This window comes from Paenibacillus aceti (assembly GCF_003614185.1).
In the GTDB taxonomy this organism is placed as follows: Bacteria; Bacillota; Bacilli; order Paenibacillales; family Paenibacillaceae; genus Fontibacillus; species Fontibacillus aceti.
This window is the reverse complement of record NZ_KZ987724.1, coordinates 244,464-269,440: the sequence shown is the minus strand read 5'-3', so window position 1 is coordinate 269,440 and position 24,977 is coordinate 244,464. Positions and strand designations below refer to the sequence as shown.

Here is a 24,977-nt window from a genome sequence, read left to right as displayed (position 1 = left end):
CAACTACTTTTTTCCCCAGACTTGCTTATATCCTTCCTCTTTGAAGCCCACGGTTACTTGTTGACCATCGGTAACAAGCGGGCGCTTGATCAGCATGCCGTTCGCGACCAGCAGTTCGATCGCCTCTTCCCGTGACAACCCTGGAAGCTTGTCCTTAAGCCCCAGCTCCTTATACACTTCACCGCTCGTATTGAAGAACTTCTTCAGCTCCAGTCCGCTGCGGTCGATCATGGCCGTCAATTCTTCACTTGAAGGGGTCGTTTCCTTAAGATTATGCAATTCCAGCTGATGTCCGTGCTCTTCCAGCCACTTCACCGCTTTGCGGCAGGTACCGCATTTCGGATAGTGATAAACCGTCAGTATACTCATCTCAATCCCTCCTGAATTTAATTATAATCTCCCTCAGATTTCCAACGAAACACCATATCGTTATTCTCGCAAAAATGAGGGGCTTTTGAATCTAAGGAAACTCCATATCGTTATTTTAATAAAATCCAGGGTTTAAGCCAGAAATTTGCTCAAATAGCGTTACCTAGTTTCGTCAGATGTTCAATTCACCCTTTTGGGCGGAATTAGCGATACCCCGTTTCGTTAAAATTCAGGCCTGCAGTTTTTCTTGTAAATTTGCCATGTCCGCCGGTAACGGAGCTGAGAATATCAGCTCCTCCCCCGTCAACGGATGGCGGAACCCAAGCTCCGCAGCATGTAGCGCCTGCCGTTCAATCAGGCCGTCCAATTCGTCAATACTCTGGCGCTCGCTCTCCGCCAGCTTGTCCAGTTCAGGATAGCGATACATCTTATCGCCGATCAGCGGATGTCCGATGGACGTCATATGGACCCGAATCTGATGCGTCCTCCCTGTCTCCAACCTCAGCTCTATCAAGGAGCCCCGCCCCTGTCCATAGCAGGATTTCACCTCATAATGGGTTAAGGCAGGGTATCCATCCTCGGTCACGATGCGGCGATGTGGCTCTAGCGGATCACGATCGATCGGACCGTCAATGGCAGCCGCCTCCGGCTGAGGACAGCCATGAACGAGAGCAACATATTTCTTCGTAACTTGTCCCGCGATAAGCTGCTCGGAGATATGCTGGTGAATATAAGCATTCTTCGCTATAGCGATAATCCCGCTTGTCTCCTGATCCAGCCGGTGCACCGGGCGAAATCGGTATCTCTCCCCCTTGGCCTGCCAATAATGAACGACCCCATTCGCGAGCGTATTCATATAGTGACCATGGGTCGGATGAACGATGATCCCCGGCTCCTTATTCACGATCAACAGGGCATTATCCTCATACACGATTTCAAACGGAATCGGCTGCGGTAGAATGTCGTCTGACACCTCTTGCTCCAGGGAGATAGATACGACATCGCCAGCCTTCACCGGCACGCTGATGTAGACTCTCTCCCCGTTCAGCATCACTCCGCGCTCGGTCAGCTTGATTCGCGACAGCAGCTTCCGTGATACACCGAGACGCCGCTGCAGCACGGTCTTCACAAGCCAGCCTTCCTCAAGCTCTGTAACTCTATAAATAATGGGTTCATAGTATTGCGTCATGATTTATGGCCAAACACCTTCCTGCTGCGCACATATTCTACATCAGGAACCTGCAGACGAGCATTTGCAGTCCGGGCTACCGTGAAGAAGAAATCAGACAGTCTGTTTATATATTTCAGAACATCCTCGTTAATCTCCGTCTGATGGCCTAAGGTCACTACCCGGCGCTCAGCACGGCGGCAGACCGTACGACAGACATGAAGAACGGCAGCTAACTGAGAGCCGCCCGGAAGAATAAAGCGCTCAAGCACCGGATTCTCCTGCTCATACCGATCGACCCATTGCTCCAGTCGCTGCCACAGCTCAGGCCCCACCTTATACTTACTCTCTTTGATTTTGACAAAAGCCAGATCTGAGCCACAATCGAACAGCTCCTGCTGAACCTGCAGCAAATCCTCTCGCAAATCAGTAAACTTCTCTCCCTCGGCAAGACTCACCGCCTGACCGACGAAGGAATTCAATTCATCTATCGTACCGTAGGCTTCTACTCTCTCATCATCCTTATATACCCTTCCGCCGATCACCGAGGTCTGACCCTGGTCACCCGTCCGCGTATAAATCGTCATCATTTATTCCTCCTGTCCGCGAGAAAATCGATATTTCAAATATACCATAAATCGATGCTGCGAGCTTTTCCACGAAAAAAAGAAGATCTCCTGAAAGATCTTCTGCATCTCTGAATCCTATCAGATCAATTATTATTAATGGTTCTTGCTGCGCCTGTTCTTCATAAACTCGTTAATTTTCAGATCTAACATATGACTGACTTCAATTACAATATCTGAGGTAAAAGATTTCTCTTGCAAGAAGATCTTCTCCATTTTATTACGTAGTATATGAATTTCATCCTCCAAGGTCATTGCTTGTGGTGAAGTCTTACGGCTCGCTTCTACCATCCACTTGTCCGATTCATCTTCTTCAGCGATCAAGAGCCCCGCCATATCATATACCAGATTGTATTCACCACAACCCAACTGTTATCCCTCCCTGAGAAACTATAACCTTCCTCCGAAAACAGATTATACCATATGAATTGGACAATGATCAATTAATAACTGAAAGAAATGTTAAATAGAACCATTTTCCCAGGTGAATAATATGCTGGGAGCAGCGCCAGTCCTAACCTTGCTTCAGCTTATGGACGAATTGACCCATCCGGTGCAGCGCTTCATTAAGCTGACTGACCGAGGTCGCATAGGAACAACGTAGGAAGCCTTCGCCACCACCGCCAAAAGCATTGCCAGGTACAGCAGCCACCCTCGCCTCCATCAACAGCCTTTGCGAGAATTCCTCGGAGCTAAGTCCAGTCGATGCGATGCTAGGAAAGGCGTAGAAAGCCCCCTGCGGATCATGGCAGGTCAATCCAATATCCCGTAGTCCCTGAACGATCAAGCGTCTTCTCTGGTTATAAGACTCAACCATATGATCCTTCTCTTCAAGACCGTTCTTCAAAGCCTCAAGCGCAGCCACCTGCCCCATCACCGGCGCACACATCACCGTATATTGATGGATCTTCAGCATCGCGTAGATCAGATCCGAGTGTCCGCACACATAACCCATGCGCCAGCCGGTCATGGCAAAAGCCTTGGAGAAGCCATTCACGAGCAAGGTACGATCCTTCATGCCTGGGATCGAGGCGAAGCTGACATGCTTATGGTCATAGGTCAACTCCGAATAGATCTCGTCAGCGATGACGATCAGATCATTCTCCTCAACTACCTTGGCAATCGGCAACCAATCCTCATAGGTCATAATACCGCCGGTCGGGTTGCTTGGATAGTTCAGGATTAATATTTTGGACTTCGGTGTAATCTTGGCCTGCAGATGCTCCGCCTTCAGCTTGAAGCTATCCTCCGCATAGGTCTCGACTTCCACCGGCACCCCTCCGCCGATCGAAGTGATCGGAGAATAGGATATATAGCATGGAGCCGGGACAAGCACCTCATCCCCAGGCACAATCAATGCTCTGAGCGCAAGATCGATCGCCTCGCTTCCGCCCACAGTCACGATAATCTCGTCCTTCGGATCGTATTTCACATCATAGCTAGTATATAGATACTCCGCGATGGCTTCGCGAAGCTCCGGCATGCCTGCATTGGACGTATAGCTCGTAAACCCACGCTCCAATGAATATACACACGCTTCCCGAACATGCCAAGGAGTTATAAAATCCGGTTCACCAACACCTAGTGTGATAATATCCTTATTGCCGCTAACCAGGTCAAAAAAACGACGAATACCTGAGGGCTGTATATCCCTCACTACTGGAGATAGATAAGATGTCATCGATTTGCTATTGTTGTCTACATCCTGCGAATTTACACTCATATCATTACTTCCTTTACGGAGATATCAAAAGTCGGCGATCCTCTTCAGGATCTTCAAAAATAATGCCGTCCTGCTTATACTTCTTCAAAATAAAATGGGTCTTGGTCGAAAGCACGGATTCCAGCGTAGATAGCTTGTCGGATACGAAGCTCGCCACTTCCTTCAAATTACGCCCCTCCACCTCTACCAGCAAATCATACGCGCCGGACATCAGATAGACGCTCATGACTTGCGGGAACAAATAGACGCGCTCCGCAATCGCTTCAAATCCTCTACCGCGTTCAGGCGTTATTTGCACCTCGATTAACGCCGTCACCTTCTCATCATCAAGCTTGCTGGAATTTACAATTGTCGCGTACTTGACGATCACATTATCCTCTTCCAATTCCGTGATCGCAGCGGCAACCTCCTCAGGAGTCGCGCCAAGCAGAGTCGCTAACAATTCAGGCTCGCGCCTCGCGTCCTCTTTCAGGAGATCCAGCACTTTCAGCTTAAGCTCGCTCATTTGTCTCATCCTTCATCCTCCAGCGCTGCTTCCGGCCAGGCGACAACTGATGCCAGTAAGAACATCCTTGCCAATCCCGCCGAAAACTAAATTTAATATTAATATTACATGAATTTCTGGCTTCTGCAAAGAAAAACCGTCCACCATAAAGGATCATCTCCCTTAGTGCGGACGGCTAGTACGGTAATACTGGTGAGTCGCCATACCACCTATTCGGCTTAGCTTAAGTATGGATTCTGCGAATCCCCTACATTCGAAGAATGGGTCTCTACATTACTCTGATGAATGAATGACCCGGATTGCATCCCTTGCTGCTGCGAGAGCTGGTGGGCCTGCTGATGATTCTGCTGAGCCGTCTGAATCTCCTTGTCGATAAGCTGGCGCGGAGCCGGAGCTGGGGTAGGATACATCTGATTCTGATCCATCACCTGATACAATTCCCCCTGCATGCGCAGCGTACTGTTAGTTAGATCCGTGAACATTCTTCTGACGACAGGACAGGCCGATTCCGTCGTAGCTGTCGTATATTCCCTAACCGTTCTTTTGAGATCCGACAGAATCACATCCAGCAGATCCTGCTCCTTCAATATCTGTTGGTTCTGTTGTTGATTCTGCTGTTGATTTGGTTGTTGGTTCATCGTAAGCTATCCTCCTGAAATTTAGTCAGAACATTCGCTCCCTCGGCCGTCTTGGTGTTAATGACTTTGAGTAGGAGCCATCTGCTGATGCTGCTTCATCATTTCAATCATTTGATGAGTATGCTGCTCATGCATTTGAAGATGCTGTCCCATCACCTGACTGATCTGCGGATTAGCAGACACACTTTTAGCTGCGGCACATAGCTTGATAAGCATGTTCTCATTGGATAGCGAATCGGAGATATAATCCAATTCCTTCCCTGAGAGAGGTTTCATTTGCATATTGTTCATGCCCTATTCCTCCTGAATTTAGTTCAATTCTTGCCTATTATGTCCCGGAAACTATTTTTTATAATGCCTGAAAATGGACATACTGATGACATCCTTGTGAACAAGCTAATTGGGCTGAATTCAAGATTCGATGTCGAGCTACTTCGTGTTAGATATAGAATTTATACGTTATCAGCGAAAGCTGATGAATTCTATATCGCAAGAAAACCTACCTTTGAATCGCGGTCGCCCACCCTTGAATGACTTCGATCGGTTTTCTTATCAAAAATGTGCTTTTTGAACTTCATCACTTTAAATAGTGGTTCAAAAACTCATTTTTCAGCACCGAGAAGGTTGGATGAAGCAGGGACTGAGGAGCGGAGCGTACGTTGTGGGTACGTGAGCACCGGAAGGCCCGGCTGAATTCGAGATTCGATGTCGAGTTACTTCTAGAGCTACTTCGTGATCAAAAATGTGCTTTTTGAACTTCATCTATAAGGAGTGGGTTATTTGAAATTGCATTCCGGTCAACTCTATTGGCAAACCACAACCCCTAATCCCACTACATATCCTGCTCTAGCTAAAGATATAGACTGTGAGGTCCTCGTCGTCGGAGGAGGTATGGGAGGGGCCTTAACCGCATATCTGCTCTCGCAAAAAAATATCGACACCGTACTTGTGGAACGGGACACCATTGCTTCTGGCAGCTCATTGGCCAATACCGGTCTGCTGCAGTTCTCTAATGATAAGACACTAACTTCCTTGATTCATACATTCGGTGAGCAGGCTGCAGTTCATTTCTACTGTCTTTGCCTGGAAGCCATCCAGCATTTGCTGCGGATCAGCCAGTCCTTTCCAGAGATCGCCAGACTGATTCCCCGCGCCAGCCTCTATTATGCAAGCACTCCAGAGGATTTGCCTATGCTTCGTGAAGAATACAACACGTTACAGCATTACGGATTCGATGCAGCATGGTGGAATGAGGAGCAGATTTCTGCCCATTTTCCGTTCACAAAGTCTGGCGCTATTTACACCAAAGGAGATGCCGAATTAAATCCTTATGCGTTCATCCAGAGTCTGGTTGAGCAATCAGTCAGGCAGGGGGCGAGGATCTTCGAGCGTTCGGCAATAAGCGGGTGTGAATTCAAGTCGGACCGGGTGGTGTGCCGCTGCGGTAAATCGCTAATTACCGCCAAGCAGGTTGTCTTTGCCACTGGATATGAGACCCAGCGATACAAGAAGGAAAAGGGCGCGGAATTGACCAGCTCCTATGTCATCGTCACCGAACCGGTCGGGAAAATTGAGAAATGGTATGAGCGATGCCTTATCTGGGAGACGGCGCGGCCTTATTACTATTTAAGGACGACCCCGGACGGGCGGATTATCGCCGGTGGGCTAGATGAACAACTCCCTGGCGGAGAGCTCGATGAGAGTCGGTATATCGCGAAAAGCAAGCAGCTGCTCGATTACGTCCAGCAAATGTTCCCGCAAGCCGCTTCGATCCGAGCCGATTATAGCTGGGGAGCTGTATTCGCACATACTCATGACGGACTGCCTTATATCGGTACGCACCCGGATTATCCGCATTGCTATTTTATCGAGGGCTATGGAGGGAATGGCACCGTATGTAATACGGTAGCGGCAGAGATGGTCACAGACGTCATCAGCGGAACAGCGCGCCCGGATATGCAGCTATTCTCACTAACCCGGACAACCAAGCCGAACCCCTGAGTGTTGGATAAACATCAATGGTATTCACTCTTTATTTTGTTTAAGTCCTCTAATTTGAGTATTAAGTTATTATCTGGATGTGCACCCGTGATCTTGACTCGATCGCTCATTTTCCCATCTTCACTTAAAGATCGTGGTTCATAAACATATAATCCCTGAATAGGATTCAAAAGATTTGCGGGTGTATTAACATAAGTAGCCAAGAAAAAGATGTAATCACTTTCACTTCCAATTTCCAACTTATTTTCTGATACAAAATTTTCAGTTCCAATCTGACCGCCCAATTGTTTAACTTCGATAGTATCTCCTGGATTGTAATTTCCTTTATAGGTATCATTTATTTTGACGGTATAGATCGTATAAATTTTGCTGATATCAGATGGCTCCCCTCCTGGATTAACCTGCTCGTCCTCAGAATCCGATTTGACCATATCGTTGATCTTTTCAACTCTGGTACTTATCACCGTTCCCTTGATAATCGTATCCGCTGTTTGAGACAAGCTATCTATGCTTGCGTAACTCGGGAAGTCTTGGGCAGCTCCAATCGTCACTGGTTCACCAAGACCAACCTGATCGACCTTTCCGACGGAAGAACATGCAACGGTTAAAAGCAGCAATACAGAACATGCCATCATGGAAATGAATCGGTTTTTTTTCATCTCTTTAAGCCTCCTCGATTGGACGATTATTAATATTAGTCGATAGATTACGCAAAAAATCGCCCTTTCCTGAGTTGGTTGTGTGGTAACTTCCATTCTGCAAGATTAGGCGATTTTTTTGTACTTATTAATCACTTTCAACAAAAACGGGGCGTCCAGCGGTCAGCTCTCATAGACTTTCTGGACAGCCCCTTGATATCTATTCTTCCTCGCTCACCGTACGGATCAAATGCATCCGATCGTCTTCCTTCAAGAAATGACTTACGTGGAAGCAAGCGGAGCAAATGTAGATATCCAGCTTGGCCGCCTTCGGTACTAACGGCTTCTGCAATCCGGCAGGAACCGCAGGTACGAAGCTGTCCGGCAAAGGCTGGCTTCCGGCAAGCAGCATATATTCACGGCAATGCGGGCACTCCGGCACCTCTTCCTGGTTATCCAGCAGCTTCTCGACACCGGACTCATAAGCCAGCAAATCTCCGCCCGCCTTAGTGAAAGTCTCGACTCGGCGGATCGCATCGAGATGTCCGCTCTCTTCATGCTCCCAGAAATCTGATTGCTCCTCATCTTCTTCGTCGTCGTAGCCATCGGCTTCATCCTCGATCCCACCGATTCCGACATTCAGAGTGCGGTAGCCCTTCAATTCATTATTGCAATAAGGGCAATATTCCTCAGGCCCTATCTCTTCATCCCATACAATTTCTGTCTGGCACCATGGACATAATGTCGTTTCCATTGTCCTCTTCCTTTCCGTTTCAAGACCGCTCTCGCGTCAAATAGTTATGCTACACACAGATAGACGATCCCCGCGATAATGAAGCATACGGCAGCCGCGAATAAAACCTTAGCCAGGTTCTTCAGCATGATCTTATTCCTCCCACTTGGATTAATCCGTTACATACGAATTATTTAAGCTCTGCCACCGTAACTCCTGTGCCGCCTTCTCCGTAATTTCCAAGACGGTAGCTCTTGATATGCTTATGCTTGCGCAAGTAATCTGAAATGCCGCTGCGCAAAATTCCTGTCCCTTTACCATGAATAATATAGATCTGACCCAGATTACTCAAGTAAGCTTCATCAATGAAGCGATCCACTTCAATCAGCGCCTCTTCCAGATTAGCTCCCCGCAGATCCAGCTCCGTCCGGACATTCTCATCCCGGGTTCGTTTCACATTGGCTGCGGTTCGTTGAATCGGCTTCGTAACAGGAGCTGAGCCAATCAGCTCAAGATCGTCGAGCGTAACCTTCATCTTCATGATACCAAGCTGGACAAGCGCTTCTTTGTCGCCAGACAGCTCGACAACATGGCCTTTCTGGTTCAAGCTATGCACCTTCACCTCATCACCAGGCTGGATCGAGCGCTTCGGCTTAGCCGCCTTGCGAGGGGCTGCCTTCTTGCGCTGCGCCGGCTCCGCCTCGTCGAGCTGCTTGCGGGCAGCGATCAGCTTATGCTCCTTCACCGAAGCTCCTTCTTCCATGGCTAGCAGGCGCAGCTCATCGATAATCTTCTCGGCTTCGCTGCGAGCCTTGGCGATAACAGCTCTCGCTTCATCCTCGGCCTTCTCAAGATAGCGTTCCTTCTGCTGCTCCAGCTTCTCTAGCTCGGCCGCATGCCTGCTGCGCAGATCTTCCATTTCCTTACGTATTTTCTCGGCATTCTCGCGCTCCTGCTCGGCGATATTGCGATTCTCTTCGAGCTTGGCAATCATATTCTCTACCCGCAGATCCTCTTCCTTGACCTCACCGCGGGCAAATTCAAGGATCGGGGCTGGGAGTCCGAGTCGTTCGGCTATCGCAAATGCATTGCTTCGACCAGGTACCCCTACCAGCAAACGGTAGGTCGGGCTTAATGTATTGACGTCAAACTCCATACTGGCGTTGATGACACCTTTGCGTTCATAGGCATAGGCCTTAAGCTCGCTATAATGGGTGGTCGCGACCATTCTGCAGCCCAGCGAATGAATATGCTCCAGAATTGCAATCGCCAATGCCGAGCCTTCGGCCGGGTCTGTACCCGCCCCCAGCTCATCCAATAGAACCAGGCTCTTCGGCGTCATATTTTTCAGAATTGAGATAATATTCGTCATATGGCTAGAGAAGGTACTGAGACTCTGCTCAATGCTCTGCTCATCGCCGATGTCCGCATAGATCGCATCGAATACACATAGTTGACAACCATCCTCTACCGGAACGAATAGACCGGACATCGCCATCAGGCTCAGCAGGCCGATCGTCTTCAGCGTAACCGTCTTCCCGCCTGTGTTAGGACCGGTGACGATAATCGTTGAGAAGTGATTGCCGAGCTCCACATCAATCGGCACGACTTGCTCAACCGGAATTAACGGATGGCGTCCTCGACGCAGCTTAATGAAGCCACGATCATTCATCCGCGGCAGCGTGCCTTTCATTTCGCGCGCCAGGCGTGCCTTGGCGAACATGAAATCAAGCTGCGCCAGAATATCGATATCATAGAGCAGCAGCTCGGCCTGATCTCCTACGAGGGCGGTCAGCTTCTGCAATATGACCTCGATCTCCCGCTCCTCCCGCAGTCTCGTCTCCCGCAGCTTATTATTCATCGCTACGATCGACTCCGGCTCGATGAACAGCGTCGCTCCGGAACCGGACTGGTCGTGGACAATTCCGCCGAAATGAGCGCGGTATTCCGCCTTAACCGGAATGACGAAGCGATCTCCACGGATCGTAACGATCTGATCCTGTAGCATCTTCGACACCGTCGACGAACGGATCATCGCATCGAGCTTCTCGCGAATTCGCACTTCACCGCCACGCAGCTCGCGGCGAATCTGCGATAGCTCCGAGCTTGCCGAGTCCATAATCTCCGCGCTATCATCCACACAGCGCTTGATCGCTTCCTCCAGCGGCTTCTGCTCACTCAAGGAATCGCTCAGCGTGAATAGAATTTCCACCGGATTGTCCTCATGCATGGCCGACAGATACCGCTTGAGCCGTCTTGAGCCTTCCAGCGTCGTCGCTATTCCCAACAATTCATGGGGATTCAGCGTCCCGCCGATGCGGGCGCGTCGCACAGCCGACGATATATCTACAATCCCCCCGAAGGAAGGATAACCCTTGAGCCGATCAACCGTGAAGGCTTCTTCAGTCCCCTGCAGCAGCAATTTCACATCTTCAAGTTGGGTCACTGGCTGAAGCTCTTCCGCCATCTGTTTGCCTAGCGAGGTCTGCGCATAGTTGACTAATTGATTTATTATTTTCGGGTATTCCATTGTTTGAAGTATTTTCTGATCCAAGAAACTTCACAACCTCTCTCGAGCTATGGTTACATTATATCGAAACCGCCCAAATTTCGCTATTTCGCCCTAATTATAAATACAGACACATAAGAACCGTCTTTCATGAACATCATAATATAGAGTTGCCAGATGTATTTCATTTAAAAAAAAGGAGGCAAATACCATGCATTTTCTTGGGCATGTTGTCCGTTTTATCGTCTCCGCCCTGGTGCTGCTCGTTGTGGGATGGCTTGTTCCACAATTCAGTGTCGGTGGGTTCTGGAGCGCTCTCGTGCTCGCTCTTGTAATTGCCTTATTGGGTTGGGCTATTGAGGGCATCTTCGGTAAGAAGGTCACTCCATTTGGTCGCGGAATCGTCGGGTTTCTGGCCAGCGCTCTCGTGATCTGGCTCGCCCAATTTGTCGTATCCGGAGTCTCTGTGTCCATAATCGGCGCTTTGCTGGCAGCATTAGTGATCGGGATTATCGATCTGTTCATCCCTGTTTCTACGCCGTTTGAAGCAGGCCGTGACGATCGCTCCCGTTAAGCTCCCCGCGATTTTGGCCATCAGATCCGTGAACTGCCCCGTGCCTCCAGCGATGGTGGGTTCGGGGTAGTTTTCTTTATATATCCCACATTCCAGAAATTTTTGGTAAAAGTTCACTAATTATTCATATCATTCTCCTCTTTCCGTTAAAAACCTGCGCTATAATATTCTTAAATTTGTCACAATAATATTATATTGCAGGTGATTAGTGTGAAAAAGACTGTTGCATTCATGGCTACATCTGTGTTATTGCTTGTACTGGCTGCTTGTGGCAGCGGTTCCAATACAAGCGCAGAGAATAACAACGTGAAACCGGAGGCCGAGCTTACGATCGAGGCGACTAATTTTCAATTCGATCAGCCCGAATATCACTTGAAGAAGGGTGTCCCGGTGAAGATTACATTCAAGAGCACCGAAGGGAATCACGGAATGCTCGTACCTGGACTCAAGCTCCAGCTGAGCGGCAAAAGCGAGTCCAAGACGATTATTCCTGATGAGACCGGGGAATTCGAAGTAGCCTGCTCCATTATGTGCGGCACCGGGCATTCCAGTATGATCTCGAAAATTATTGTCGAGGAGTAACAGCAGCAAGGGTCCTTGGGCAAATCGCCTAAGGACCCTCGAATTCTATAACGCGAACATGTATCAGCTTTAGCTCATATGCTCATGCGTTACTTATTATCCTGTTCGATCAATTCGATCCATTCATCATACTCATTTTGCAGCTTGGCATAGTCCTCTTTCAGGCGCTTATACTCTTCCTCGATCTTCTGTACATTCTCCTGCTCCAATTCCCTAGCCGATCTTAACAGATGATACTCATGCGATACGATCTCGTAGCCTTCGGAAATTTGCTGAAGCTGCTCGGACATCTTCTCCTTCTCCTGCTGCAGCGTCTCATACTCCCCGGTCAGCTCGTCAACCTTCTCTGCACTAGCCGCACATTCCTGCTGCCATGTATTCAATTGTCGCTGCAGATCCGCCTCGATCTCACGCCAGGAAGCAAGCTCCTGCTCCGCTGAGGTCAGCTGCGTTCTCCAGGCCTGCTCTTGCTGCTCCGCATTCTTGCGCGCCTGTTCCTGCTCTTCCGCCAGCTGGGCATAGCCCTTCGCCTCTTCCCGCAGCTCCCGGATACGCTCGCCAAGACTTTGAACCTCTTCCTTCAGGCGATTCTTCTCGGCTTCACTCGCTTCAGCTTCCTGAGCAAATCTACTCGCCTCTCTCATCAACCCCTGGAGTTGCTCTTCCAGACCTCGAACCTTCTCTGACAAGCCGTGGTTCTCTGCTTCACTAGACTCTGCCAGCTGCGCATAGTCTTTCGCATCTTCCTCCAGGCCACGGATACGCTCTTCTAAGGCTTGAACCTTCCCTTGTAGCCGAACGTTCTCTGACTCACTGGACTCCGCCAGCTCTGCATACTCTCTCGATTCTTCTTCCAAGCCATGGATACGCTCGCCAAGACTTCGAATCTCCGCCTCCAGACGGATCTTCTCCTCTTCCATCGCCTCTACCTTCATAATCGCAGTGCCCCGGTCCGATAGAGCTTGCTTCAGCTTCGCGCGAAGCTCCTCAAGCTCGGCTAAGCTCTGCTGTTGCTTGTCCTGCTCAACCTGTAGACTCTGACGGGCCGCATTCGCTTCCTTCGTAGCGAATTGCAGCTGCTGCTCGTTCTTCTCCAGTTCCTTCATCGTCTCCAACAATTTCGTTTCCAGACTACTCAGCTCTCCACTGCGCTTCTCAGCCAGCTTCTGCCATGATTTCTCATTCTGCAGAACCTTATCCAACTCGGAACGAAGCTTGCTCTCCCGCGCATTCGCTTCCTGCATATGCTGCTGCAGCTTCTTCGCCTCAGCCTCTGCACCCTGCAAGGATTGCTGGATCCCCTTCTTCTGCAGCTCCAGCTTCTCAAGATCCGCCTTCAGACGTTGTCCATCTGTCTTGGCCGTCTCTTCCCGTTGTTGAGCGGCCTTTAATTGAGCATTCAGCTTATCACGCTCACTCTTCTCTCGCTGCAAATTCTGCTCTGATGTGCGAAGCTTGTTCTGCAGCTGGGAATTGCTATTCCGCTGTTCACTCAATTGACGCTCCAGTTCCTGCACCTTATTGGCCAGCTTCAACTGCTCGGCATCTCGTTCCTTGGACAATTTGGCATACTCAGCTTCCCGATCCTTGGACAGCTTGGCATACTCCGCCTCTCGCTGCTTGATGGTCGCTTCTGCACTTGCCAGCTTGTCCGCCAGCGCCTTCTTCTGATCCTTCAAATCGCTATACTCTTCCTGGAGCTTGGCGTGCTGTTCCTCTTGCTTGGCGTTCAGTGTCCTGAACACCTCCAGCTCCTGAGCGACCGCCGCCTTGTCCTGCTGCAGACTATGCAGCTCATTCTCAAGCCGTTCCGTCTTCGCAGCCTCTTCCGTCATACGCACAGCGGTTAATACCGCTAAACGAGGAGTATCCAGATGAGAATACGCCTTGGAAATCATCCGCATCTGCTCATCCACACGCTTAGCGATTTGCTTCATATACACTTCGTCACTGCCTACAATTTTATAAGAAGTACCGTAAATATCTACGTTTACACTAATCCGGTCAGGGGTATTCAAACTTTGTGCCTCCTTCTAATCCGCGGTTATTCTGGGTGTCTGAATTTTGCATTTTTTTGCACGAAAGTCACATCGAATCGGTTACCCATACTTGATTCGATGTGACTTTGTACAATTCCTGCTCTATTTTCTTAATTCAGCAGCAAAAGTTTGTTCAAGTGCGCCAACCACAGCTCCATGCACCGCTGTGATCTCCTCATCGGTTAACGTCCGTTCCTTATGACGGTATACCAGTGACAGTGCAACGCTCTTCTTGCGTTCTCCCAGCTTGCTGTCGGTGAACACATCGAATACCTCCACGGATTCCAGCAATTCACCTGCCGTTTGACGGATCGTACCGATCAGATCTCCTGCCTGAGCCTCTTCTCCTACAACTACAGCAATATCTCGCTGCATCGATGGGAAACGCGGTAAATCACGATACACCACTGTCTCTCCCGCATAGCGGTAAATAGGCTCCAGCAGTAATTCGGCTACATACGTATCATCAAGATCCATCTCACGCTGTAATTCCGGATGAAGCTGGCCAAGAGTCCCGATCCAGAGCTTGCCTTCCGCCGTATTCAGATACATCGAAGCGGAGCGTCCCGGATGGAATCCATTCGGCTTATCCGCTTCATAGAAGATGCGTCCGTTCAATCCCAGCGTTTCGAATACACTCTCCAGCGCTCCCTTGAGATCGAAGAAATCGACATTCTCCGCCGGAGTATTCCAACGTTTCTCACTGCGAGCTCCAGTCAGCAGCATACCTAGCACGGACAGTTCCTGCGGCTGTTTCGTCAGCTTTTCCTCAGAGGATAGGAATACATTGCCGATTTCAAACAGCGCCAGATTATCCAGCTTGCGATTGCGATTATATGCCGCGATATCTGCGAGACCTGGCAGCAGACTGCTGCGCAGCACACTCCGCTCCTCGCTCATCGGCATCGCTAGCTTCACTTCATATTCCCCGTTACCCAGACGCGGGAACAGCTTGCCGCTGCCTTCTTTGACGAAGGAATATCCCATCGCCTCCTGCCAGCCACCATGCACCAGCAGATTGCGTAGAGAGCGACGCAGCGCTTGCGGCTTAGTATAACCGCCTGCTGTCGTCGGCCCTTCAATCACCGTCGTCGGGATGTTGTCATATCCATATAAGCGTGCGACCTCTTCGATCAGATCCACATCACGGGTAATATCCCCGCGACGAGTCGGAACTCGCACTTCAATTTTATTATCAGAGATCTCGCCACAATCGAAATGCAATCTGCTGAGAATCGTCTTGGTCTCCAGTGAAGAAATATCTGTTCCCAGGAAGGCGTTCAGCTTATCCAGAGACAAGGAAACGATCTTCTCTTGCGGCTGCTTAGTGACCGCTTCAACGACACCTTGATGCACGCTGCCGCCAGCATGCTTCATCATTAAGCCAGCTGCGCGATTCAAAGCCGGTATTACCGCATTCGGGTCAACCTCTTTCTCGAAGCGTTGGGACGCCTCCGAGCGTAGCCCCAGATGACGGGATGTCACTCGTACTGAGCTACCGCTGAATTTGGCCGATTCCAGTACGATATTCACCGTCTGCTCGGTTACTTCCGAATCGAGGCCACCCATGACACCAGCCAGACCGACCGGCTTATCTTCTCCGTCAACAATCAGAAGCGTGCCTGCATCCAGCTTGCGTTTCTGACCATCTAATGTAGTGAGGCCCTCATCGGATCGTGCCTGACGAACGCCGATTACGCCGCCAGCGACTTTATCCGCATCAAAAGCATGCAGCGGCTGCCCATATTCCAGCATGACATAATTCGTGATGTCCACGATATTGTTGATCGGCCGAACACCCGCCGCCATCAAGCGATTCTGCATCCATTGCGGTGAAGGTGCGATCTTCACACCTGAAATGTATCGAACCGCGTAGTGGTCGCATAAGGCTGGCGCATCTATTTTCACGGAAATATATTCACTAGCTGGCTTCTGTACTTCGACAAGATCCTTCTCCGGTGTCGGCAGCTTGATGTCTCTGCCCAGGATAGCTCCTACCTCATAAGCCGCACCCAGCATGCTTAAGCAATCCGAACGATTCGGTGTCAGATCGAAGTCAAGCACCTGATCATCAAGCCCCAACAGCTTCGAGATGGAAGTGCCGATTTCTACATGCTCCGGCAGCACCAGAATTCCCTCTTGCTGTTCCTTGGGCAGCAGCTTGTCATTCAGGCCAAGCTCTTTAGCAGAGCAGATCATACCATGGGAAGGAACACCGCGCAGCTTCGCCTTCTTGATCTTCAGGCCCCCTGGCAGTTCAGCGCCTACTAGCGCAACCGGAACCTTCTGCCCAGCATCCACATTTTTCGCTCCGCATACAATTTGCAGATCCTCGCCCTCGCCAGCATCTACGGTACATATGTTGAGCTTATCAGCATCGGGGTGTTTCTCTTTATTTTTCACATAGCCGACGACGACCTTAGTCACGCCTTTATTACGATTCTCGATCGAATCAATCTCAATGCCCGAGCGCGTAATTTGCTCCGCAAGCTCCGGGATATCTACATTTTCCAGCGATACATATTTGGATAACCATTCGGTTGATACTTTCATCTGAATTCCCCTTTCCGCTATTAAATTCTGGCAAACTGCTGCAAGAAGCGAAGATCATTGCTGAAGAAGTGACGGATATCGTCTACTCCATATTTCAGCATCGCGATCCGCTCCACACCCATACCGAATGCAAAGCCGCTATAAATTTCCGGATCATAGCCGCTCATTTCAAGCACACGCGGGTGCACCATGCCGCTGCCCAGAATTTCCAGCCATCCGGTCTGCTTACAGACCCGACAGCCATGCCCGCCGCATTTCACACAGGTCACGTCAACCTCAACGCTAGGCTCTGTGAAAGGGAAGAAGCTTGGACGCAAGCGAATTTGGGTATTGGGTCCGAACATCTTCTTGGTGAACTCCAGCAAGGTCCCCTTCAAATCACTCATGCGAATGCCTTTGCCAACCACCAGACCTTCAATCTGATGGAACTGGAAGGAGTGCGTCGCATCGTCATCATCACGGCGATAGACACGTCCCGGGCAGATTACCTTGATCGGTACTTCGCCCTTCATCTCTTCCATCGTGTGAACTTGAACTGGAGAGGTCTGCGTACGCATCAGCAATTCTTCCGTCAAATAGAAGGAATCCTGCATATCCCGAGCCGGATGATCCTTCGGCAAGTTCAAGGCTTCGAAATTATAATAATCGGTCTCTACTTCCGGTCCCTCGGCGATCCGGTAGCCCATCCCGATAAAAATATCTTCAATATCCTGAATAACCTGGTTCAGCGGATGAACCGCCCCCTGTTTCAGCGGACGACCTGGCAAGGTCACATCGACTTGTTCCGCCGCCAGACGCAGTTCGGTCGCTTGACGTTGGAAATAGCTGCTCTTCTCTTCAACCAACGCTTCAATAGCTCCGCGAACTTCATTCGCCACCTGGCCGATCACCGGGCGCTCCTCAGCGCTTAAAGCTCCCATCCCGCGCAGAATTTCTGTAAGCGCACCTTTCTTACCTAAATATTTGACACGCAGCTCATTCAGATGATTTCCATCCGCAACTTTGCGAAGCTGCTCTACTGCATCTTGCTTGAGTGCTTCCAAACGATCCTTCATGAACGTAGTCCTCCCTATGTTTTAGATATCCATTTCAGCTCATAAGACAACTCATTAATTAAGCGGAATTTTTGGAACAACCTCTTAAAGTTAATAGTTGACCAAAACAAAAAAAGCCCTTTCTCCCCTAAAGGGACGAAAAGACCGTGGTACCACCCTTGTTAGAACCTGCAGCCTACAATTAGACGCTCATCGCATCCAGCTGGAACAGCAGAATTCTCACTCTAACGAATAACGGCTCGTAACCGGTATCCTCTACTTAACTCTCGCCTCATCTCGGCTTTTCAGCCTTCCATAAGGACAAGGTGTTCAAGGAACAGCTCCGGAGTGAACTTCAGCAGTCTGTGTTTCGTAGAGACGCTCTCAATCCGCGGCGTCCCCTCCCTGTAAGAAGGCTTCTGCTTACTCTTCTCCATCATCGCATTACACATCATTCATACATCAGCTTGACTAATTGTTGCTTAACGACTATTATATGCAAAATTCAGCCGAATGGCAAGCTCTGAGCCGCTTGGAGCAGGATGAGGGAGTTGTTAGAGTTTTTCGAAAAAAGTCTTGCATTCCGTCTACGAAAATGATATATTATTTCTTGTCTTCAAAAGAAGAAAACACTTCACAAAAGACAACGGGACGTAGCTCAGCTTGGTAGAGCACCTGGTTTGGGACCAGGGGGTCGCATGTTCAAATCGTGTCGTCCCGACCATCATTCATATTGTGCGGGTGTAGTTCAATGGTAGAACTCCAGCCTTCCAAGCTGGTAGCGTGGGTTCGATTCCCATCACCCGCTTCCTAGAAAATCCCTTGCAGAGAGCAAGGGATTTTCTGCGTTTCAAAGTCCACCTTAGCAATCAACTCGACCGGGCTACTATGTAAAATAAGGCGGTCAGAGCAGACAGGCTTCCACCAACAATAGCAATATGGGGTTTCGTTAAAGTCCCACTGGCGCTTCATTAGAGTTCGATTCGTCTTGTGTGCCGTATGCCGCCGTTAAAGTAATATAGTTGGTTTCGTCGGAGCTCAGTTAGTGCCTCTGATGCTGCAATAGCGATCTAAAGTTTCGTTAGAGCTCATCGACAAGGTCCCAAATAGAAAAGCCTGCAAAAATACATCTTTTTATCCCAAAAATGGGCAGCTCAAGCAAAAAGCCTGCGATTATGCAGGCTTTTTCTCGTATTCGCGTGAATTCGGGCGTTACGATCCGAAATACCTGCATTTTCGCAGGAATTTCCTCTTTGAGAGGCTTATGAGGGTTAAAAGCCTGCATTTCTGTAGGCTTTTCTAGCGCGATGCCCCGAGATACCGGCGGAAGGGCGGAACGGGGGCGATAATATGACAATGCGATACTGCAATTCTGCTTGAGACTAGCAAGGCCGCCAACTCCCGCTCTCCCTCTCCCCCATCAGCTTCCTAGCCGACAAGTCGGCTAAGAAACTGATTCTCGAACACCGCTGCGGGCACGGGCTTGCTGAACAGGAAGCCCTGGCCCTCATGGCAGTTCTGCCGCTTCAAGAACTCAAGCTGTTCCGGACTCTCAACGCCCTCAGCGGTCACCTTCAGCTGCAGGTGATGTGCCATCGTCGTAATCGTGGACACGATGGCGGCGTCATTTCCGTCCAGCATCAATTCCTGGACGAAGGAACGATCGATCTTCAGACGGTCGATCGGCAGGCTTTTTAAATAGTAGAGGGAGCTATAGCCTGTTCCGAAATCATCAATGCTAATATGTATTCCCAGTTGCTTCAAGCTATGTAGCTGGCTCAGCGCCGTCTCGATATCATACGTCATACTCTCCGTGACTTCCAGCTCCAAATACTTCGCTTCCAAGCCAACCTCCTCCAGGATGGCTCCAATTCGCTCAGCGAGATTGTACTGCCGGAATTGCCGCATCGACAGATTGACAGAGACGCACACCGGCGGATAACCTGCTAATTGCCACTGTTTATTGTACTGGCAAGCCGTCCTCAGCACCCATTCCCCAAGCTGTACGATCAACCCGCTCTCCTCGGCAATCGGAATGAACTCTCCCGGCGGAATGACGCCCCGCTTCGGATGATTCCAGCGGACCAGCGCCTCCATTCCCACCATTTGATCCGTATGCAAACTGAATTGCGGCTGGAATTCGAGGAAGAATTGCTCCGCCTCCAGCGCCTTGCGCAGATCATTCTCCAGCTCGACTCTGGCCTGAATAGCCTGCTTCATCGTATCGGCATAACGTGCGAACTCCTGCCCCTGCTCCTTGGCATGATGAACAGCCATGTCGGCGTATCGAATGATCTGCTCCACCGAGGTACTATCCACAGGGAATACTGCCAAGCCCATCGAGAGCGAAATATGATACTCTGTCTCATCGAGAATGACCGACGGATTGACCGTATGAAGCAAATTCACCGCATGCTCTTCGGCAGCTGCCGCATCGTTCAACTTCGGCAAGATGACTGCGAATTCATCCTCGCCCATCCGATACACGCTCTCCGCTCCCTGGCAGACCTCGGACAGCCGCTCACCGACCTCCATAAGCATCTTGTCACCCGCACTATAACCGAGGGAATCATTAATCGCCTTAAATCGGTCGATATTAATCACCGTCACGCCGATGCAGGAAGAACCAACGGTACGAGCTGCGTGCACAAGCTCCTCCTTCATACGCCTCAGATTAGGAAGTCCGGTCAGATCATCATGATAGACCATATACTTCATCCGGGCCTCAACAGCCAGCTGATCATGGAACGGCTCCTCAATCGTAAGGCGATACACTCCCTTAAGGACGAAATAATAGGCGATAACCATATACCACTCTCCGGCTGCATGAAGCAAGCTGGTATGCATATCAACAGTCAGCAGCAGAACATGTCCCATCAGCATGAACATAAGCGCCCTAACCATCGTAAGCGCAGCGGATGAGCTATCCTTCTGGGAGCGATGAATCATCGATATAACCGCCAACACAATGACCGGAAGCGTCCCCACCCAAATGATCGTATTCCCGGTGCTGCGTCCATTGTATTCCAGCCAAGTGGAGTGACTCCACTGATATGTATATAATAGTCCGATCCCGATTACGCTTAGCAATGCGGCTGCGGTGAAGGCGATCATTTTATGCTTGCCTGAGACCTGCCGATCCTCTGTACTGAAAATAAACAAAATCCCCAATACGCCCAGCAGATGAGAAATCGCTAACAAAGTGTCGGATAGATGTAGTCCTGTCTGTACACCGAATAGCTCTAATCCGCTAAACGCCGAAATATGTAGAATATCTAATAACCCAACGATGAAAAACAGCACCGCCGCATACAAACGCTGCCGCGACAGCTTGTCTGCAAAAAGAATCCAGCCCTGTGCAAAAATCGCAAAGGAGAATGTCCCGCAGACGAGACCAGCCAGAACCAGCAGTGCTCTCAAGCTACTATCTGATATCCCCAGACTGCCTGACCTGGCTAACGCTATAAATAAGCCTAACATGCCTGCCAAGCCGAGTCCTCCTTGGATCATCGCTGTCCTTCTATCTCTCTTTGTACCCATTTGCGCTCTCAACCCCCGGAGGTATATTCATTAGTTGTACAATTCAACATCGCCCGCTCTTTTCCTGCCTTATTCCTGCAGTCGACGACAAAATTCGCACCCCCTCCATCCTCTGTCTACGACAAAAAGCCCGGCTCCCCTAAGATAACCGGACTTTTCTCAGTAAAATTTTATTTCATAATAATGGCGCTCTCTAAGCTTACTTCGTCTTGAAATTCACTTCAGGCGTCGTAAGCTTATCGTAAAAATCCACGACTTTATCCTTATCCTCCGATGCGCGAAGCGCCATCGCTGACCGAGGATGCTCATCGAACGTGCCGGTAATCATGTAGGGGATCAAGTATCCCCACTCTTCCTTCTCGCGAAGTGGAATCATTAACTCTTCGAGCACAGTCATCAATGGACGAAGATTGTATTTCGTATTTTTTAGATGAGTAACTAGTAATTCTGTAGGACAGTTCCCTGCCGCACGTCCCATTCCGTATACGGAAGCGTCAAGCAGTTCAACCCCGTGATCGGCAGCGACGAGCGTGTTTGAGAAGGCCAACTGCATATTGTTATGCGTATGAACACCTAAGCGCTTATTCGGCAAATGGGTCTTGAATTTATTCACCAGGTATTCCATATCTTTATAGTCAAGGCTGCCGTAAGAATCGACGATATATACAACGTCAACGACGCTATCCTTAATCATCTCGAACGCTTCGAGCAGCTCATTCTCCATTACATTAGACAATGCCATAATGTTGATCGTTGTCTCATAGCCGCGGTCATGGAATAATTGCACCAGCTCCAGCGCCTTATCCACATCCTTGATATAGCAAGCTACACGAATCAGATCTATCATACTTTCACTGCGTGGCTGAATATCATTCTCATCCACCCGCCCGATATCAACCAGAGCAGATAGCTTGGTCTTTCCCTTCTCAGGGATTACCTTGCGCAGGAAATCGTCATCCAGGAAGCGCCAAGGCCCCGCTTGATCTGCACCCTTTAATAGCTTGGGAGAATTCTTATATCCGATTTCCATATAATCTACGCCCGCTTCATTCAGACTAGCATACAGCTTCTGAACGAACTCCACGCTGAAATCCCAGTTATTCACTAACCCACCATCGCGAATGGTGCAATCGACAATCTTACATTTGTTCGCTTTCATCGGCCTATCCCTTTCCAATCATATATGTTTTATTATCCATCTTACTTGAAGGTAATTGAAAATGTAAAGCGAAACATATAATTTTATGTGACACTTATCACAGTTGTTTATTTTATGATTTGATATATTGATTCTAGTAATTGAGATTGATTCTCAATATCAGATATTATTAACTAATATAAATTGTTATTTAATATTAGTTCCTACATTAATAATGATCTCCCATAGATCATTATTCTTTGTCTACTTATGAGACTATTCTATATCTAAGATTCTAAACTAATTTAATAAGGAGTCGATCTACTATGTCTGCCTGTCACAACTGTCTGCTTGGTCTGAAACCGGGAATTTCCGCAGAGATATCGCATTTTGGGGCAATTGACCCTGCATTGAAGCGCCGTCTTGCTGATCTGGGAATCTCGATCGGATCGAATATCACCATTAAACGTTACTGCCCTTGCGGTGGACCGTTAATGCTGGAATGCAGCGGGCAATTGCTCGGAATTCGTCAGAAGGAAGCTGCGGAAATTAAGGTGGCTGTCTCATGAGTAGTGCAGCGCTGATCGGCAACCCGAATACAGGTAAGACCTCCCTCTTTAATACACTGACTAGTTCTTACGAATATGTAGGTAATTGGTCAGGCGTTACCGTCGAGAAAAAAGTCGGACAGCTCAAGAATAAAAGCGGAGCACTGACCGACCTCCCCGGTATATACACCTTGCATCCTTTATCGCGCGATGAAGGCATCGCTGCGGAATATCTGGTTACAGATTCACCTTCCTTATTAGTTAATATCGTCGATGCTTCTCAACTGGAGCGGAACCTGTATTTAACCTTTCAATTACTGGAATACGGGAAGCCGTTAGTCATCGGACTTAATATGATGGATGTCGCCAAATCAAATGGTCTACGCATTCACTCTGAGACTCTAGCGAGCAGTCTCGGAGTACCTGTCGTGCCGCTCGTAGCCCGGGCGGGAAAAGGCGCGGAGGAGCTGCTGCATTTGATCAGCAGCCATTCCATTCAGGCGCCGGATTTTCACATCGATTACGGAAATGCAGTTGAAGCAGCGATCAGCAACATTTCCCGGGAATTAAATTCCGTGCTGCCAGAGCATAGCCCTTCGGAGCGCTTCATCGCTCTCCAGTTACTCGAGCGCAATGATGCCGTTCTCCGTTCACTAGCGATTGGGGATGAGGTCAAAGCCAAGATCCAATCGATTTGCGATCTGGCTGAGCAAAGACTGCATAAATCAGGCGTCGAAACAACCGTTCAAGAGCATATCCATTCTGTAAGAACGAAGCTGATTCGCGATATCTGCGCAAGAGTTGTAGATGCGACGAACCGTAAGCCTAACACACTGACTGAAAAAATAGATGCCATAGTCACCCATCCAATCTGGGGGATTCCCATCTTTCTACTATTCATGCTCCTTACCTTCATGCTGACCTTCGATTGGCTCGGTACTCCGCTCTCAGACCTACTGGAGGGCTTCATATCCGGACCTGTCAGTACATGGGTAGATCAAGGACTTGTAGCAGTGGGTGCCTCGGAATTCACCCGAGCGTTATTGACCGAAGGGATCATCGGCGGGGTCGGTGGCGTACTCGTCTTCATACCGCAGATCTTCATTATGTTCCTGATCATCTCCTTCATAGAGGATTCAGGTTATATGGCACGGATCACAGTGATGATGGACAAAGTCATGGAACTGGCTGGCCTTAACGGCAAAGCGCTGATTCCGTTCATTATCGGCTTCGGCTGTAATGTTCCCGGTATCATGGCCTCGCGCAGTATCGAGCAGTCAAAGGAACGGATGCTGACGATGCTGCTCGTACCTCTGATGTCCTGCTCTGCCAGACTGCCAGTTTATGCCCTGTTCGCGGGAATATTCTTCGCCCGCTCCCAGGCGCTCATCGTATTCTCTTTATACTTGCTAGGCATTGTTCTGGCGCTTTTATTGGCCAAGCTGTTCTCCATGTTCATGTTCAAGGACTCCAAGTCCTTCTTCATGGTCGAACTGCCGCCTTACCGGATGCCGCAATCCGTTACCTTGTTCCGCAGCACTTGGGAGAAAGGCAAAGGCTTCCTGCGCAAGGCAGGGACCTTCATTCTCGGCGGCTCCGTACTGATCTGGCTGCTCACCTATCTGGGTCCTGGAGGGGTAGCAGAGACGATGGATGACAGCTTCCTGGCCTGGATCGGTGGTCTGTTCGCTTCGATGCTGCAGCCGCTTGGCTTCGGAACCTGGCAGTCAGGGGCCGCGCTGATTACCGGATTTATGGCTAAAGAGGTCGTCGTATCCACGATGGTTATTATCTATCATGCCTCGGATATGAGCGGACTTATCGGACAAATTGCAATGGCCTTTACCCCATTGCAAGCCTACAGCTTCATGGTCTTCGTATTGTTATATACACCTTGTCTGGCTACCGTAGGGGTTCTGCGCAAAGAGACGGCCTCCTGGAAATGGACTTTATTCTCTATTTTCTATTCCTTAGGGCTCGCCTACATTATGTCTTTCATCATCTATCAAGGCGGCAGATTGCTCGGATTCGCATAAGAGCCATAGATTCAAGGAAAGGA

At 49.4% G+C, this 24,977-nt stretch carries 21 protein-coding genes, 2 tRNA genes and 1 other annotated feature; of the genes, 7 read left to right on the top strand and 16 right to left on the bottom strand.

All coding sequences use genetic code 11. From position 1 onward, the window contains the following. Positions 1–3: 3 nt before the first annotated feature. The 8 genes from BFJ94_RS01145 to BFJ94_RS01110 all read right to left on the bottom strand — a co-directional run bounded on the left by BFJ94_RS01145 (position 4) and on the right by BFJ94_RS01110 (position 5,320). Positions 4–369, bottom strand: a complete 366-nt coding sequence (locus BFJ94_RS01145; protein ID WP_120460406.1) for an arsenate reductase family protein — start codon at positions 367–369, stop codon at positions 4–6. 229 nt (positions 370–598) lie between these two features. Then, positions 599–1,558 (bottom strand): RluA family pseudouridine synthase, encoded by a 960-nt coding sequence (locus tag BFJ94_RS01140; protein ID WP_120460403.1) that lies wholly within the window; start codon positions 1,556–1,558, stop codon positions 599–601. Further along, positions 1,555–2,124: a cob(I)yrinic acid a,c-diamide adenosyltransferase gene (locus tag BFJ94_RS01135; RefSeq protein ID WP_120460401.1), complete on the bottom strand. Its 570-nt coding sequence runs from the start codon at positions 2,122–2,124 to the stop codon at positions 1,555–1,557. Before BFJ94_RS01135 ends, BFJ94_RS01140 begins: the two co-directional genes overlap by 4 nt. Before the next feature lie 135 nt (positions 2,125–2,259). Continuing rightward, positions 2,260–2,532, bottom strand: coding sequence for an aspartyl-phosphate phosphatase Spo0E family protein (locus BFJ94_RS01130; RefSeq protein ID WP_229716793.1), 273 nt, complete (start codon positions 2,530–2,532; stop codon positions 2,260–2,262). A gap of 145 nt (positions 2,533–2,677) precedes the next feature. Continuing rightward, a complete protein-coding gene (locus BFJ94_RS01125; RefSeq protein WP_120460399.1) occupies positions 2,678–3,886 on the bottom strand; it encodes an aminotransferase class I/II-fold pyridoxal phosphate-dependent enzyme in 1,209 nt (402 codons plus the stop codon). A 13-nt stretch (positions 3,887–3,899) separates the two neighbouring features. After that, a complete protein-coding gene (locus BFJ94_RS01120) occupies positions 3,900–4,400 on the bottom strand; it encodes an Lrp/AsnC family transcriptional regulator (RefSeq protein ID WP_120460397.1) in 501 nt (166 codons plus the stop codon). Positions 4,401–4,609: 209 nt separating this feature from the next. Beyond that, a complete protein-coding gene (locus BFJ94_RS01115; protein WP_120460395.1) occupies positions 4,610–5,029 on the bottom strand; it encodes a spore coat protein in 420 nt (139 codons plus the stop codon). 57 nt (positions 5,030–5,086) lie between these two features. Beyond that, a complete protein-coding gene (locus tag BFJ94_RS01110) occupies positions 5,087–5,320 on the bottom strand; it encodes a spore coat protein (RefSeq protein WP_120460393.1) in 234 nt (77 codons plus the stop codon). A gap of 480 nt (positions 5,321–5,800) precedes the next feature. Here BFJ94_RS01110 and BFJ94_RS01100 point away from each other — a divergent pair, with 480 nt between their 5' ends. Beyond that, on the top strand, positions 5,801–7,030 hold the full coding sequence (locus tag BFJ94_RS01100) for an NAD(P)/FAD-dependent oxidoreductase (RefSeq protein WP_308424634.1): 1,230 nt from the start codon (positions 5,801–5,803) through the stop codon (positions 7,028–7,030). 14 nt (positions 7,031–7,044) lie between these two features. On the opposite strand, the gene BFJ94_RS01095 is transcribed toward BFJ94_RS01100, so the two are convergent. The 3 genes from BFJ94_RS01095 to BFJ94_RS01085 form a co-directional block, all read right to left on the bottom strand. Next, the gene (locus tag BFJ94_RS01095; RefSeq protein ID WP_120460387.1) at positions 7,045–7,689 is read right to left on the bottom strand and encodes a hypothetical protein; all 645 of its coding nucleotides are present in this window, start codon (positions 7,687–7,689) and stop codon (positions 7,045–7,047) included. Between the two features lie 199 nt (positions 7,690–7,888). Next, the gene (locus BFJ94_RS01090) at positions 7,889–8,422 is read right to left on the bottom strand and encodes a hypothetical protein (RefSeq protein ID WP_120460385.1); all 534 of its coding nucleotides are present in this window, start codon (positions 8,420–8,422) and stop codon (positions 7,889–7,891) included. 169 nt (positions 8,423–8,591) lie between these two features. Then, positions 8,592–10,955 (bottom strand): endonuclease MutS2, encoded by a 2,364-nt coding sequence (locus BFJ94_RS01085; RefSeq protein WP_120460383.1) that lies wholly within the window; start codon positions 10,953–10,955, stop codon positions 8,592–8,594. 166 nt (positions 10,956–11,121) lie between these two features. Here BFJ94_RS01085 and BFJ94_RS01080 point away from each other — a divergent pair, with 166 nt between their 5' ends. Continuing rightward, on the top strand, positions 11,122–11,484 hold the full coding sequence (locus BFJ94_RS01080; protein ID WP_120460381.1) for a phage holin family protein: 363 nt from the start codon (positions 11,122–11,124) through the stop codon (positions 11,482–11,484). A 210-nt stretch (positions 11,485–11,694) separates the two neighbouring features. Further along, positions 11,695–12,066 carry a cupredoxin domain-containing protein gene (locus BFJ94_RS01075; protein ID WP_120460379.1) on the top strand — a complete coding sequence of 124 codons (372 nt, stop codon included), beginning with the start codon at positions 11,695–11,697 and terminating at the stop codon, positions 12,064–12,066. A gap of 89 nt (positions 12,067–12,155) precedes the next feature. Here BFJ94_RS01075 and BFJ94_RS01070 read toward each other — a convergent pair whose 3' ends face one another. The 3 genes from BFJ94_RS01070 to pheS form a co-directional block, all read right to left on the bottom strand. Continuing rightward, positions 12,156–14,084, bottom strand: coding sequence for a cell division protein ZapA (locus BFJ94_RS01070; RefSeq protein WP_120460378.1), 1,929 nt, complete (start codon positions 14,082–14,084; stop codon positions 12,156–12,158). 123 nt (positions 14,085–14,207) lie between these two features. Beyond that, positions 14,208–16,658: a phenylalanine--tRNA ligase subunit beta gene (gene pheT / locus BFJ94_RS01065; RefSeq protein WP_120460376.1), complete on the bottom strand. Its 2,451-nt coding sequence runs from the start codon at positions 16,656–16,658 to the stop codon at positions 14,208–14,210. 20 nt (positions 16,659–16,678) lie between these two features. After that, positions 16,679–17,713 carry a phenylalanine--tRNA ligase subunit alpha gene (pheS, locus tag BFJ94_RS01060; RefSeq protein ID WP_120460374.1) on the bottom strand — a complete coding sequence of 345 codons (1,035 nt, stop codon included), beginning with the start codon at positions 17,711–17,713 and terminating at the stop codon, positions 16,679–16,681. Positions 17,714–17,841: 128 nt separating this feature from the next. After that, positions 17,842–18,141: a binding site (T-box leader), on the bottom strand. Positions 18,142–18,339: 198 nt separating this feature from the next. Here pheS and BFJ94_RS01055 point away from each other — a divergent pair. Together BFJ94_RS01055 and BFJ94_RS01050 are read left to right on the top strand one after the other, a co-directional pair. After that, positions 18,340–18,416: transfer RNA gene (locus BFJ94_RS01055), tRNA-Pro, on the top strand. A gap of 13 nt (positions 18,417–18,429) precedes the next feature. Beyond that, positions 18,430–18,500: transfer RNA gene (locus tag BFJ94_RS01050), tRNA-Gly, on the top strand. Between the two features lie 620 nt (positions 18,501–19,120). Here BFJ94_RS01050 and BFJ94_RS01040 read toward each other — a convergent pair. Together BFJ94_RS01040 and BFJ94_RS01035 are read right to left on the bottom strand one after the other, a co-directional pair. Then, the gene (locus BFJ94_RS01040) at positions 19,121–21,232 is read right to left on the bottom strand and encodes a putative bifunctional diguanylate cyclase/phosphodiesterase (protein ID WP_120460371.1); all 2,112 of its coding nucleotides are present in this window, start codon (positions 21,230–21,232) and stop codon (positions 19,121–19,123) included. Positions 21,233–21,431: 199 nt separating this feature from the next. Continuing rightward, the gene (locus BFJ94_RS01035; RefSeq protein WP_120460369.1) at positions 21,432–22,391 is read right to left on the bottom strand and encodes an aldolase catalytic domain-containing protein; all 960 of its coding nucleotides are present in this window, start codon (positions 22,389–22,391) and stop codon (positions 21,432–21,434) included. Positions 22,392–22,696: 305 nt separating this feature from the next. On the opposite strand from BFJ94_RS01035, the gene BFJ94_RS01030 reads away from it, so the two are divergent. Then, entirely contained in the window at positions 22,697–22,939 is a 243-nt protein-coding gene (locus tag BFJ94_RS01030) for a FeoA family protein (RefSeq protein ID WP_120460367.1), read from the top strand. Next, positions 22,936–24,954, top strand: coding sequence for a ferrous iron transport protein B (gene feoB, locus BFJ94_RS01025; protein WP_120460365.1), 2,019 nt, complete (start codon positions 22,936–22,938; stop codon positions 24,952–24,954). The genes BFJ94_RS01030 and feoB overlap by 4 nt, the downstream gene beginning before the upstream one ends. Positions 24,955–24,977 lie beyond the last annotated feature (23 nt).

Excerpts from the sequence above, each read along its gene's own strand:
- BFJ94_RS01115 (WP_120460395.1), bottom strand. The coding sequence starts at position 5,029 with ATGAACCAACAACCAAATCAACAGCAGAATCAACAACAGAACCAACAG.
- BFJ94_RS01040 (WP_120460371.1), bottom strand. The coding sequence starts at position 21,232 with ATGGGTACAAAGAGAGATAGAAGGACAGCGATGATCCAAGGAGGACTC.
- BFJ94_RS01035 (WP_120460369.1), bottom strand. The coding sequence starts at position 22,391 with ATGAAAGCGAACAAATGTAAGATTGTCGATTGCACCATTCGCGATGGT.
- BFJ94_RS01135 (WP_120460401.1), bottom strand. The coding sequence starts at position 2,124 with ATGACGATTTATACGCGGACGGGTGACCAGGGTCAGACCTCGGTGATC.
- BFJ94_RS01080 (WP_120460381.1), top strand. The coding sequence starts at position 11,122 with ATGCATTTTCTTGGGCATGTTGTCCGTTTTATCGTCTCCGCCCTGGTG.
- pheT (WP_120460376.1), bottom strand. The coding sequence starts at position 16,658 with ATGAAAGTATCAACCGAATGGTTATCCAAATATGTATCGCTGGAAAAT.
- BFJ94_RS01090 (WP_120460385.1), bottom strand. The coding sequence starts at position 8,422 with ATGGAAACGACATTATGTCCATGGTGCCAGACAGAAATTGTATGGGAT.
- BFJ94_RS01140 (WP_120460403.1), bottom strand. The coding sequence starts at position 1,558 with ATGACGCAATACTATGAACCCATTATTTATAGAGTTACAGAGCTTGAG.
- BFJ94_RS01095 (WP_120460387.1), bottom strand. The coding sequence starts at position 7,689 with ATGAAAAAAAACCGATTCATTTCCATGATGGCATGTTCTGTATTGCTG.
- feoB (WP_120460365.1), top strand. The coding sequence starts at position 22,936 with ATGAGTAGTGCAGCGCTGATCGGCAACCCGAATACAGGTAAGACCTCC.
- BFJ94_RS01125 (WP_120460399.1), bottom strand. The coding sequence starts at position 3,886 with ATGAGTGTAAATTCGCAGGATGTAGACAACAATAGCAAATCGATGACA.
- BFJ94_RS01110 (WP_120460393.1), bottom strand. The coding sequence starts at position 5,320 with ATGAACAATATGCAAATGAAACCTCTCTCAGGGAAGGAATTGGATTAT.
- pheS (WP_120460374.1), bottom strand. The coding sequence starts at position 17,713 with ATGAAGGATCGTTTGGAAGCACTCAAGCAAGATGCAGTAGAGCAGCTT.
- BFJ94_RS01030 (WP_120460367.1), top strand. The coding sequence starts at position 22,697 with ATGTCTGCCTGTCACAACTGTCTGCTTGGTCTGAAACCGGGAATTTCC.
- BFJ94_RS01120 (WP_120460397.1), bottom strand. The coding sequence starts at position 4,400 with ATGAGACAAATGAGCGAGCTTAAGCTGAAAGTGCTGGATCTCCTGAAA.
- BFJ94_RS01145 (WP_120460406.1), bottom strand. The coding sequence starts at position 369 with ATGAGTATACTGACGGTTTATCACTATCCGAAATGCGGTACCTGCCGC.